At 53.5% G+C, this 12,849-nt stretch carries 10 protein-coding genes; all 10 read right to left on the bottom strand.

The annotated features are described in order from the left end of the window. Positions 1-115: 115 nt before the first annotated feature. The 10 genes from AC0YOA_RS32790 to AC0YOA_RS32745 all read right to left on the bottom strand — a co-directional run bounded on the left by AC0YOA_RS32790 (position 116) and on the right by AC0YOA_RS32745 (position 12,847). Positions 116-2,110, bottom strand: a complete 1,995-nt coding sequence (locus tag AC0YOA_RS32790) for a peptidoglycan D,D-transpeptidase FtsI family protein (RefSeq protein WP_475790166.1) — start codon at positions 2,108-2,110, stop codon at positions 116-118. Between the two features lie 377 nt (positions 2,111-2,487). Then, positions 2,488-3,522 carry a glycoside hydrolase family 88/105 protein gene (locus tag AC0YOA_RS32785; protein WP_475790165.1) on the bottom strand — a complete coding sequence of 345 codons (1,035 nt, stop codon included), beginning with the start codon at positions 3,520-3,522 and terminating at the stop codon, positions 2,488-2,490. Positions 3,523-3,542: 20 nt separating this feature from the next. Next, on the bottom strand, positions 3,543-4,382 hold the full coding sequence (locus AC0YOA_RS32780; protein ID WP_475790236.1) for a carbohydrate ABC transporter permease: 840 nt from the start codon (positions 4,380-4,382) through the stop codon (positions 3,543-3,545). A 2-nt stretch (positions 4,383-4,384) separates the two neighbouring features. Next, positions 4,385-5,281, bottom strand: coding sequence for a carbohydrate ABC transporter permease (locus tag AC0YOA_RS32775; RefSeq protein WP_475790164.1), 897 nt, complete (start codon positions 5,279-5,281; stop codon positions 4,385-4,387). Positions 5,282-5,371: 90 nt separating this feature from the next. Beyond that, on the bottom strand, positions 5,372-6,733 hold the full coding sequence (locus tag AC0YOA_RS32770; RefSeq protein WP_475790163.1) for an ABC transporter substrate-binding protein: 1,362 nt from the start codon (positions 6,731-6,733) through the stop codon (positions 5,372-5,374). A 117-nt stretch (positions 6,734-6,850) separates the two neighbouring features. Then, complete coding sequence (locus AC0YOA_RS32765; RefSeq protein WP_475790162.1) at positions 6,851-8,410, bottom strand: response regulator transcription factor; 1,560 nt, start codon at positions 8,408-8,410, stop codon at positions 6,851-6,853. Next, positions 8,397-10,157 (bottom strand): cache domain-containing sensor histidine kinase, encoded by a 1,761-nt coding sequence (locus AC0YOA_RS32760; protein ID WP_475790235.1) that lies wholly within the window; start codon positions 10,155-10,157, stop codon positions 8,397-8,399. The genes AC0YOA_RS32765 and AC0YOA_RS32760 overlap by 14 nt, the downstream gene beginning before the upstream one ends. A gap of 366 nt (positions 10,158-10,523) precedes the next feature. Continuing rightward, on the bottom strand, positions 10,524-10,724 hold the full coding sequence (locus AC0YOA_RS32755) for a hypothetical protein (protein ID WP_475767606.1): 201 nt from the start codon (positions 10,722-10,724) through the stop codon (positions 10,524-10,526). 54 nt (positions 10,725-10,778) lie between these two features. After that, positions 10,779-12,176, bottom strand: coding sequence for a sensor histidine kinase (locus AC0YOA_RS32750; RefSeq protein WP_475790161.1), 1,398 nt, complete (start codon positions 12,174-12,176; stop codon positions 10,779-10,781). Between the two features lie 2 nt (positions 12,177-12,178). Next, positions 12,179-12,847 carry a response regulator transcription factor gene (locus AC0YOA_RS32745; RefSeq protein WP_210039991.1) on the bottom strand — a complete coding sequence of 223 codons (669 nt, stop codon included), beginning with the start codon at positions 12,845-12,847 and terminating at the stop codon, positions 12,179-12,181. Between the last annotated feature and the right edge of the window lie 2 nt (positions 12,848-12,849).

Genomic DNA, 12,849 nt, shown 5'->3' with positions numbered 1-12,849 from the left:
CCAGACTGTCATCAGAAGATCAATTCATTACTTACGCTTAATAAGCGGAGCGCTCATGCAGCGCTCCGCTTTCTTGTTTTTGCCGGTAGAACGGCAGGGCTTGCAAAGCGCTGCCTCATTTCTTTCCGGACAATCTGCCGGTCTCCGCATCGTAGGCATCGAAAATTTGCCGGGCAATCGGAGCCGCCCCCCAGCCGCCGAACCCGCCGTCGGGAACGATGACCGCCACTGCCAGCACCGGGTCTTCAGCCGGCGCGAAAGCGATCAGCACCGCATTTTCCACTTTCTTGCGGTCTCCCGCGTCCTGCTCGGACGTGCCGGTCTTGCGCAGAAAGGTATAGTTGACGCCCTCAAAGCCCTCGACCTTAACCTGGGACATCCCCTTGTAAATTTCATCCCAGTACTTCTGGGGGAAACTGATGGTATTCAATACTTTGGGCTCAAAGCCCTGAATGATGCTACCATCCGTGCCGCGGATTTCATTCACAAATTGCGGCTGCATTCTCTTCCCGCCATTGGCCAGCATTGAGGCATATTGGGCAAGCTGAAGCGCGGTGTACCGCCCCTGCTGGCCGAACGAAGCCCGGACAAGCGCCGACTGCCTGCTTGCTGCCTCGGCTTCGTGATAATAATCGATTACGCCGGCCGATTCCCCCGGAAGGCCGCTCTCTGTAGATACTCCCAATCCGAACTGCTTCATATAGCTGTCCCATACATCCACGCTTTTCGCGCCGTACTTTTCCAGAAGCCTGTCTCCGACCATGGCCGACATGAAGGTGTTGGACGATTTTGCGATCGCCTGATAAGGGTGGAGCTGACCGTAAGCATGGTTGTCGGAGTTATGGATCGGCACCTCATGGCCTTTCTTGCCAAAATAATATACCCCCGTATCGGAGTAGACGGAGCCGGTCGTGAACAAGCCCTCCTGCAATCCAATCATGACTGATAAGGGTTTCTGCGTCGAACCCAAATATACGAGCGAAGGCGGATGCCGGTCCCGCTCCTTCTTGGAATCATAGGGAGCATAGACCTGCCGGATCGTGCCGTTGTATTGATAATATTCGATATTTTTCAAATCCTCTTCGGATATTTTCCCGCCTGCCCATACATTCGGGTTATAATCCGGCATGCTGGCCATGGCGACAATCTTGCCCGTATTCACTTCCATGGCTACCGCATAGCCGGTCCTAGCATTTTTGCCTTCGTTCAGAGGCGAGCTTGCGGCAGTTTGGAGCGTCTTCAGCTGATCCGTAATCGCCTGCTCCGTTGACAGCTGGACATTCCGGTTGATGGTCAGATAGATATCATCGCCGCGCACCGGTTTTGTAATTTTGGGAGGTCCGATAATCAGGCTGCTGGCATCAACCGGATAGGTTTTCAAGCCGTTTTTGCCCCGCAGCTGATCCTGATACATATATTCAAGCCCGTCCATGCCTACATCCTCATCGTCCAGAAGCTGCAGCGCCGGGTCTGTCTCTTCCTGCTTTTGTTTATACTTGTCCACGCTCTCCCGTACACCCTTATATTTCTTCAAATAGCCGACCAGCTGCACGGCAATCGTGCTTTGATCGTAATGGCGGACGCTTTCCTCCACGATATCGATTCCCTGATACAGATCCCGGTTCTCGGAGAAATAAGCGATTTCCCCCTGCGACAAGCCTGATTTGATCCGCCGGGGCACCGTATACGAATTCCGGGTATGGCCCAGATCCATCTGACGGATAATGTCTCCGGAAGTCATGGCAGGCTCTTCCTTGCTGCCGTATTCAGCAAAAGCTTCGCTCAGCCTCGCGGCAAGGGCCTCGGCATCCTCTTCTTGGAAGCCCGGCTGAATCGTGAAATAAAGGGACTGCGAGGAGATGGAATATGCAATGGGCTGACCGGATGAATCCAGTATATTGCCGCGCGCAGGCGGAATTTCAATGTCTCTTTGTCCCGACTTGCTTTCCTCCTCCTGGAGAGCGGGACTTCTGACGAATTGCAGAACAGCCAGCTGAATAATGAGAATGGCAAACAGGATAAAGGAAACAAAGAAAAACAGGTTCAAACGAAGCGCAAAATGCCGCCGGCTCATGTTTTTCTTCACCAGCGGGTCGGTATGAAGAGACATCAATAACAACTCCTTGACTGTGAATAATCGGGGGAAAGGCAGCACGATGACAATTGGAACAGATTAACATTTTATAGACGAGAATCCATGTCCAAAAGTTGCAAAAAAAGAAAGAAACCAACTATCGCCGTCCTCTGGCGGCAAAGTTAGTCTCTTCCCTTAAATCTTATGGATTTGTACGGCTTGAAACTTGTTCCCGTTCTATAAGGCAAGAAGAAACGGCTTCGCATTCCTTTGGCTGCACAGTAAGTTTCTTCCCTTGGAAATATCATTCAGAGTATAGGATAATTTTATATGTTCTTATAATTCCAAAAAACTTGCCGCGCTTGCAATGCGGCGCAGCGAGCCTCCCGACTGTCGCCATTCCAAGATACCGCTCAGCCGTACACCCGGTCTCTGGTCCGCAGCAGATCAGCCAGGAAAACAAGCGCCAGGCCTTGTCCCCAGCCCTGCACCCGCTTATGCGATACGCCTCGATAGCCCTCGGCATCCCGCATCACAGCCGTTCCCGCCGAAACGCCGGTCACCGACCCGTCATCGGTAATCCGCTCCATAATGCCGCGTATCGACTTGTTCACGTATCTGTTATACAGCGTCCCGGAATGAAGCAGCGCCGCGGCGATCCCTGCCGAGCCCGATGTTTCCAGGTAGGAGGAATCGTCAGTCAGCACGGTATGCCACATCCCTTCCTCCGATTGCAGCCGCACCAGGGCGCTGAGCTGATCGCGGAGCGAGCCCTCAATCATCATGAAGGAGGGATGGGTGACATGAATATGCGGCAGCGCCTTCGCCATCGTGAGCGCGGCCCATGCATTTCCTCTTGCCCAATAAATCCCGGACATATGATTGCCGGCCAGATTATCCCAGCCATGATAATACAGATTCGTGATGCCGTCCTGCAGGCAGCGCTCATGTCCATGATACTGCAGCAGACCATCCTCCAAATAATCCTTCCTCTCCAGCAGCGCGCCCATGCGGATCAGAAAATAACCCGCCATCATCATCGTGTCGACCCATGCCTGCTCCGGGAATTGATAGGTGACAGAGTTCACGGTATGCTGGAATATTCCTTCTGCGAAGCGCGGCGCATCGAGCCGCAAATATTCGGCCATCTGCTCGGCGACCTCCAGATACGATTTGTCCTCCGTCGCCTTGTAGAGGGTAATCAGGGTATGTCCGACGGATACTCCATTGACGGAAAGCTTGGGCAGACCGTCCTCAAGCTTCTCGTCCACCCATGCCTTCAGCAAATTCAGATACTCTGTTTTGCCGGTTGCCTCGTACGCTTCCGCAACGCCATAGAAGGCGACGCCCGCAGGCCAATCCCAATTGAAATCCATCCGGAATATGCGCTCGACAACCCGGTCGATCGCGCTTGCGACCTGCTCCTCTTCAAATACCAGTGGCGGCATTTAAGACATCCCCTTCCTGATCAGCCCTTCAAACCGCTTGTGCTGATTCCTTCAACAATAAATTTCTGAAATGTAAAAAAGACGATAACGACAGGCAGCAAACTGAACGTGGACATCGCGAACATCGCTCCCCAATTGGACAATGAGTCGCTGTCGAGAAACATTTTCAAGGCCATGGACACGGTATACATGCTCGGCTTGTTCAGATAGAGCACGGGGCCAAGCAGATCCTCCCATCTCCAATAGAAGGAGAAGATCGCCGCCGTCGCCATCGCCGGAGCCACCAGGGGCAGAATAATCCGGTAAAATAATTTGAATTTGCCGCAGCCGTCGATGGTCGCCGCCTCATCCAGTTCCGCCGGAATTGTCCGGATAAACTGAATCAGCAGAAAAATAAAGAACGGCGCGCCGAAGTAGCTCGGTATAACGATTGGCTTGATGGAATTAAGCCAGCCGAGTTTGGCGAAAAGGATATACTGCGGCACCAGCACCACATCATGCGGCAGCATCAGCGTAATCATCATGATCGTGAACCAGAACGTCTTCCCGGCAAACCGCAGTCTGGCAAAGCCAAAGGCCACCAGCGCCGAGGACAGCACCGCCCCGATCGTCGAGAGAATGACGATGATCAGCGAGTTTTGCGTAAAGGTAGCAAAGGTATATCCCCCCACACCCTCCCAGCCCTCCTTGAAATTGGTCCATATCCAGGGGGAGGGAATCAGGGAACCCGCCGTGATGAAGATGCGCTCACTTTGCTTGAAAGAGCTCATAACCAGCCACAGAACCGGATAGAGCAGAAGAATCGCCCCGCCTGCAGTGAACACATGATAGAGGGACCATTTGAAGCGTTTGGACAGCATCATCATTGATCCCCCTTCGATTCATAATGAACCCAGAACCGGGAGGTCTTGAACAATATCGCGGTCAGAATCGCAATAATAATCAGCATTACCCATGCCATAGCCGAGGCATAGCCCATATTGGTGAATACGAAGCCCTGGCGGAACAGATAGAGAGAATAGAGAAGCGTACCGTCCAGCGGACCTCCCTCGCCTTTGGAAATGATATAAGCCGGTACGAAGGTCATGAACGCCCCGATGGTCTGCATGATCGCGTTGAACAAAATAACCGGGCTGAGCAGCGGCAGTGTGATCCGGAAGAAGCGGGAGAACGCCCCTGCCCCGTCAACATTGGCCGCTTCGTAGTAGCTGGACGGGATATTTTTCAGCCCCGCAAGAAAGATCAGCATGGAGGAGCCGAACTGCCACACGGACAGGAATATCAGCATCCACAGCGCCGCGAGCGGGCTGCCGAACCAGCGGACGGCTTCCAGCCCTAGCGATCCCAGCAGGATGTTGACCACGCCCTCGTCGCCGAACAAATTGCGCCACATGATCGATACCGCGACGCTGCCTCCGATAATGGAGGGCAAATAGAACAGGGTCCTGTATAACCCGATGGCTCTGGAAGCCGTGTTGAGCAGCATCGCGATCATCAGCGCAAACAGCAGCCGCAGCGGCACGCCTCCCAATACGTAGAGAAAGGTTACCTTCAGCGAATTCCAGTATTTCGGATCATGCAGAAACATTTTTTTATAATTGGCTAATCCCGCCCATTCCGGGGCCGAGAAAAGATCGTAGTCGGTGAAGGAGAGGTACAGGGAAACGAACATGGGAACAAGCGTAAATATAAGAAAGCCCAGAACGAACGGCCCGATAAAAGCATAGCCGGTGAGATGCTGCTTCCATGCGATTTTCAAATCATCAACCCCTACTGTTTAAAGGCTTTCATGAATCCGCGAAGCGGCTGCTTGGTACGTGGACAGCCGCTTCGCGTGCGTCATGAGCGGTTACTTGTTCTTCTCCAGAACGGCATTTGCTTCTTCGCGGAACCGTTTGGCCGCCTCTTCAGGCTTGATTTGATCGAAAGCCATCTGCTCGCTGTAGGTTTTGAATATATTGATGATTTCGGCTGAGCCTACCGGATCCGGGGGATCAACCGGCGTGCTGTTCGTTTCCGCCCAGGCGACATAGTCGAATACCTGCACCTGCGCGGGTTCGAGCATCGGCTTGAGCGCTTCCTTCACCTTGGAGGACACCGGCACGCCGCGCTCGCCTTTAATCAGCTTATTGGCCTCGATGTCGTTGACGAAGAAGTCGATGAATTTTGCCGCTTCCTCTTTATGCTTGGAGTTCTTGGAGACGGACAGATACATGCTCGGCTTCAGATACAGCCCGGCTTCCCTGTCAGGCCCCGGCATATGCTGCATTTCCAGCGGTCTTGCCGCCACCTGCTGCAGAGCGACGAATTGGTTCGTCCACTGCCAGATGCCGACTGATTTTCCTTTCACCACGGGATCGTCCTCCACGCCTTTGACCTGGGCCATATAATCGGGGTTCGGCACCGCGCCGCTGTGAACAAGATCAGCCAGCTTCCCGAAGAAATCGACGAACAGCTGGTCGTCCTCATAACCAAGCGCCGTTCCCTCGGCATTGTAGAGATGCTGTCCCACTGTCCGCAGATAATAGCCGAAGAACACTTCCGGTCGCATGCCTGTGTCGAAATAAAGGCCTGCTGCTTTGGCTTTCTTGGCCAGCGTCACGTAATCGTCCCACGTCCAGTCAGGGTCCAGCTTGTCGACGCCCAGCTTGCTGAGCAGCGCCGGATCATATTGAAAGTTGACGACGTTAACGCCGGCATTGAAGCCATACAGCTTGTCGCCCACTTTCCCCCCGGATACGGCATTGTCGGAGATATCCGCTACATTGATGATGTTCGACAAATAAGGTGTCAGATCCTCGAGCTGTCCTTTCTCACCGTACTGCGACAGGTAGGAAATATCCATCTGGATAATGTCCGGAAGCTCGTTGGCTGCCGCTTGCGGCGCAAGCTTCTTCCAGTAATCGTCGAAGTTGGCAAACTCCGGCTCAATCGTCACATTGGGATGCTGGGCTTCATACATTTCAATAACTTTCAATGTGTAATCATGTCTTGGCTGACTGCCCCACCAGGTCATACGAAGCGTGACCGGTTTGTCGTCTGCCGTCTTCTCCGCAACCGTCTCATCGCCGGTATTTCCCGTGTTGTTCGTGGTTCCGGCATTGGCCGGTTCCGGATTGGATGCGCCGGTATTGTTTCCGTTTGCGCCTCCACAGGCTGCAAGCACGAACAGCAGCGTGAGTGCAAGCAGAAGCATCATACTCTTCCTCATATGAACAGTTCCCCTTCCCCAGGCAATAGAATTTGGTAGCCCTTACATATCCAATTATAAGAATTTAGAGATGAAGGGGAATGTAATAAACCGTGTCCTTTGTTCAAAAAACAGTCTTTACAAGGTCCGCTTGAACTCCGAAGGCGCATAACCGGTATGCTTCTTGAATACCTGGCTGAAATACTGCGGGTTGTCGCCAAAGCCGAGGCGGTCCGCAAGCTCGAACACCTTGACGTCATCCATCCGGTCGATCATCGCAATGGCTCTCTCCATTCTCAATCTGGTGACGTAATGGGAGAATTTTTCCCCGGTTTCTTTCTTGAACAACTTTCCCAAGTAATCGGCGTTCATATAGAGCATGTCGCCTGCCACCCAGAGCAGCGAGAGTCTTTGATCGGCCAGATTCGCCTCAATACAGCGGATGACCTTGGCGATAATATCCGATCTGGCATGCTGATGGACCGCCTCATTCGCCAGACAAATCTGCCTGGCCGTTGCGACAATAAAATCCCGCATCGCCTGCATGGTATCAAGCTCATCCCATTTCGCCAGCTCCTGCAAATAGCCGCCCAGCTTCTCCGGCCCGCCCGCCCGGACAATACCGACATAAAGGGGAACGAGATAAGATTTGACGAGAGCCGTCGCGAGATATGGCTGGGACAATGCCTCGAAATAAAGATCCAGCCCCGCCTTCGCTTCCTGCCACTGCCCGGATTTTACCGCGAGACACACGCTCTCCTCGTCAGGAAGCGCAGGCTCCGCTTGCGGTCTTGACGCAGCGGCAATATCCTTTCTGGTGATCAGACTGTCCTCCCCCAGATAGAAACGGAAGGACAGGCATTCCAGCGTATTCCTGTATAGCTGCCTGACAGCTGTAATGTCGCCGGGATCGCTCAAGGCAGCGGCGGCTTTGATTTTATAATAGGCGGTGAATATCCGCCTGATTTGATGAATAAGCGCAAGCAGCAGCTCTGGCTCTGACGCTTCCCTGATCAGCAGCAGCACCTGCTTGCCAACGATGGCGCTGAGCAGCAGCCGTCTGGCCAGCAGCTCCTCGGCAATATTTTTGAGCGCGAACAGCTGCTCATATTCGCAGACTCCTTCCGCCAGAAGCAGAAGCAGCCGGACCTCCCCGCTTCCTGTTGCGATGCCAAGCAGCCTGCTGAAATCCTCCCACTCCTCCCGGCCGTACGTCTTGTTGGTCACAAGCTCTCTCAGGAACTGCTCCCGCGCATGCGGCTTGACTTTCTTCAGTTCCTGCTCCATGGTTTGCAGAAACTGCTCCTTGCTGAGCCTCTGATTCAGTTCCCCGACGAGTTCGTTCAACGCCTCCATAATGGCCCGCTCATTGCACGGCTTAAGCAAATAATGCCTGACCCCAAGCTGCATGGCCGTGCGGGCGTAATTGAAATCGCTGAAGCCCGAGAGCATAATAAACCGGATGGAAGGGTCCATTTCGTACAGATGCTGAACCAGCTGCAGCCCATCCATGCCCGGCATTTTAATATCCGTGATCACGATATCAGGCCGCTCCTGCTCCGCCCACGCCTTGGCCTCCAAACCGTTGCGTGCGGTTGCGGCAAGGCGGGTTCCGCAGCCATTCCAATCGACAATCCGGGATATTCCCTCCAGAATAATGCGTTCATCATCGACAAGCAGCACCTTATACACGATCATTTCCCTCCTCTTTATCCAGCGGCAGCCGGAGCATAACCTTCGTACCTTCTCCTCTGACGCTCTCTATGGACAATCCGTAAGTCTCTCCGAAGAGCAGCTTGATCCTCTCCTCAATATTGCGCAAACCGACTCCCGAACCCTGCGGCTTGAGCTCGCCGCTCTGCAGCAGCACGAGGACGTCTTTCTCCATTCCGGGGCCGTTATCCGTTACCGTGATGGCAATACCCGCACCATCCGGCGCCAGGCTTGCATGCACATGAATCGTACAGACCCCTATCATTTGCTCAAGACCGTAGTTTACCGCGTTCTCGACAATGGGCTGCAGCGACAGCTTCGGAACGGCGCAGTCCAGCAGCCCCTCCGCGATATCCAGCCGGAAGTCCAGCCTCTCCTCGAAGCGGAATTGCTGTATGGTAATATAATTCCGGATAATTTCCAGCTCATGGCTCAAAGGGATCAGCGGTTCCTTCAGGTTGATGGAGCTGCGCAGCAGAAAACCAAGTGACTCTACCATGCTCGAAATGTGGGACTGACCGCTCATCTTGGCGGACCAGTTGATCGTATCCAGGGTGTTGTAAAGAAAATGGGGGTTGATCTGCGCCTGCAGCGCTTTGAAGTCCGATTCCTTGATCGTGATCTGCTTCACATAATTCTCCTGTATGAGATCGTCGATCCTCCTGACCATGATCCGGAAATTCCGGTGAAGCTGTCCGGCTTCATCCATCGCCATCGGGATATCGTCCTGTTCCTCGAAGCGTTCGAAATTATCCAGACGCACCCGCTTCATCTTGTCGTTAAGCCGTTCGATGGGAATGGTAATGCCCTTGGACAAACGGAAGGAGAAGATCAGCGCCAGAATGACGAGCAGGCCGTAAATCAGGTACACATAATGCTTGACATCGCCGATCCGCTTAAAAATACCATCGTAAGGAATGACATTGATATACGTCCAGCTTGTGTTGGCAGAGGGCACATAAGTGATGAAGAATTGTTTGCCGCCGCGGCTTGCGACCGCATAACCCTGATTCGACCGCATATAGGTTTTCAGCTCGCTGCCTGTGATGGACGGCTGCTCGGGATAGACGAAATGATCGCCGTCCGCAATTATAAATTCGGCCGAGCTCGTGTCAAGCCCCTTCATAAAATCGCCAAACAGCTTATCCATATCGATGCGGATCGCAATCATGCCAAGCGTCTCCAGATTCAGCTGGTCATAAGAGCGGATTAAGCGGGCCGCGCTCAATACCTTGTCGGATTTATCAGGCAGAATCCACGTATTGCCGCCCATGAGGAGGCCGGTTTCCCGCTTGATTGCCTCTGCGCGTTCCTTCGAAGTGGAGATCTGCTTGGCGCCTGTAGCATATTCATCGTCCCGGTAATCAAAAATCTGCAGCGACAAAACAAAGGTGTCGAGACCGCCCAGGTTAATCATCCGCTCGCGAATTTTGGCCGCCAGGATGAAGCGGTCATACTCCGTACCTCCATGCTTGATTGTGGTCAGATACGACTGCATCAGCCCGTCTGTTGCGATCCGGTAAGTCAGCTGCTCCATCTTCTTCAGCTCGTTCTCGATACTGAAGGAGGTCAGATGAAGCGCCTTCGCTGACTGCTCATAAATTTCTCCGTCGTACACCTCGAACGCCACCTGCTGCACCACCACGATCAGAATCCCCACGGTCAGCATCACTGCCGAGATGAGAACAAACAGCTTGTATTTGATGCGGAGATTTCGGTAAAGCGCTTTCATCGAAAGCAAGGATACGCCTCCTTTTTATAAAGTGCCCCCCGCAGCACGGCCAGCCTGCGATGGGATGGTTCTTATCTTATAAGCAAGCTTCGCAGGCTGTCAACGAAGAATCCTGTTCCTGGCGCTAATCCCCGTAAGAAGAAACGGCTGAAGCCGTCTTTTGGCGGCAAAGTTAGCTTATTCCCCAAAAATATCAAAAAAGGCGAGGCCAAATTTTGTACTTTCTGATATTTCGAAAAAAAGCCCGGCCCCGCATCAAAGCTGCGGGGCCGGGCTGATCAAAAGCAGGTTTTCGTGAGCGGCTGTCTATCAGTTCTTACGGGCCGCCTGATCCTATTAACCATCCGGAATTGGAGTCAGCGGCGGCTAAACTTCATTGTCCGGAATTTCCGGTGCGGGGTCCGGCGGAATTTCCGGCAGATCCGTCGGCGGAAGCTCCGGAATGACATCCGGCTTGATTTCCGGAGGTTGATCAGGTTTGATCTCCGGTATGACCTTTGGTGGAACCTCTGGGGGACTATTCGGCTCTTGATTGTCTGATACCCTTTGATCTATCCTGCTTAGCATGATTACCGCCTCCTTTCCTACTTATTAACCATCTGCCGCTGATTCTAACTAGGCTCATGCCGGACTGGATTCCCCGGGGGCCGGAAGCATGACCGTGAACGTCGTTCCAATTCCGCGTGTGCTGCTTACCGAGACTTCCCCGCCATGCATATCAATAATCCGCTTCACAATGGAAAGTCCCAGCCCGCTGCCGCTCGTCTGGCGGTTGCGCGATTTGTCTCCCTTGAAGAAGCGTTCAAAAATATAAGGGAGATCCTCCTGGGCAATACCCGTTCCGTTGTCCGAAATCCGGATAACGGCTCCGTCCTCCGCATCTTCGGCTTCGATCGTAATGGTTCCGCCTTCAGGCGTAAACTTAATGCTGTTGCTGAGCATATTCATCCACACCTGGGACATGAGATCCTCATCGGCCGTAATGTTAATCTCCCCCAAATCCACGTCCATTAATATATCCTTCTCCACCCACTGCGGCTCACAGGCAAGAATCATGCTGCGCAGCTGCTTGTCCAGCCGGTAGCGCTTGATTTCAAACGGATGCTTGTCGGATTCCAGCGAGGTCAGCTTAAGCAGATTGTCGCTGAGCTTGGACAGACGGGCGCTCTCCGTCTCGATAATCGTGTAATAATGCTTGCGCTGGTCAAGACCCAGGCCTTCCTCCTGCTGCAGAGCCTGGGCAAAACCGCGAATGGAAGTCAGCGGAGATTGGATTTCGTGAGAGACATTGGAAATAAAGGTCTGCCTCATCTGCTCCATCACATCCAGCTCCACCGCCATATCATTGAGACTGTTCACGAGCTGGCCAAGCTGGCCGGGCAGAGGCTTGCCTGTACCAATAACCACTTTGAAGTCTCCCTTGGCAATTCTTCGAATGGCGTCAAGAATTTGAACCCAGCCCCTCATATCCTGCCGCCAAGGGCGGAAGCACAGGATCAGGAGAAACATCACGACCAGGCTGGCAAACTGAATGATCATCTGTCTGCCGTAGTGATTATATAATCCCGGGGCTTCGCTCTGAATGAACAAAGCCAGCTGTTTATCCTGCACGGCGAACGGCTGGCCGACTGTGGCAACCGCCGTCTTGAACAGATTCGGCCGCTTGATATGCTTGACGATGCCTCCGGCGAGTACAGCCCGGATATCTTGCTCCTCCAGGTTTTCGGGAAAACGGTCGGCTTTGCTGCCATAGATCCGGACTTTGCCGGCTTCATCCGCAATCAGAATACGGTACCCGTTATGCCCTGCAATCTGTTTCCAGACCTGGTCAGAGACCGGCTGCCCGGCCGCAGCCAAGCCAGTCATCATCTCCCCGTCATGCTGGATGATGGCAAGCGATTCAGACTCGTTTCCCTTCTCTGCCACATAGCTAACCACGGTATAGGCGATGCTCCAGCTGACTGAAATCATAAGCAAGAAACCAAGCAGGCCAAACACCACTCTGAGCCAGTTCGGCATGGCTATACCTCCAGCCGGTAGCCGAGCCCGCGTATCGTCTGAATGCGAAACCGGCACTGCTCCTCGGGGAACCGCTCGCGCAGCCGTTTGATATGAACGTCGACGGTCCGCTCATCGCCTTCATAATCGAATCCCCACAGCTGCTCAATAAGCAGCTCGCGGGAGAATGTTTTACCCGGATAGCTGGCTAATTTGAACAGCAGCTCAAACTCTTTGAGCGGGATCGTCATGCTGCAGCTGCCTGCAATGACTTCAAGATTGCTGCGGTTAAGCTGGACCTCGCCAATCTGTACCGTCTGGGAGGTGGCGATCCGGTAACGCTTAAGCAGCGCTTTGACACGGGCAATCAGCTCCAGCGGCTCAAAGGGCTTGACCAGATAATCATCTGCTCCAAGCTCGAAGCCTTTGACCTTCTGCGAGGTTTCTCCCTTGGCCGTCAGCATGAGAACCGGCAGATCCGCATAATCCCGAAGCTCCCGGCACAGCTGCCAGCCATCCATATTAGGCATCATCACGTCGATTATGGCCATATCGATCCGCTCCTTCTCCACCAGCGCCAGCGCCTCCACGCCGTCAGTAGCTTCAATGGTTTCAAAGCCTTCGCGACCCAAAAACAGACACACCAGCTCGCGGATATGCGGATCATCATCTACAATCAGAAGCTTCGTCATAT

The sequence above is a fragment of the Paenibacillus sp. JT22N12 genome, from assembly GCF_056269365.1.
The sequence above is the reverse complement of the archived record's forward strand: the minus strand, read 5'-3'. Positions and strand labels throughout refer to the sequence as shown.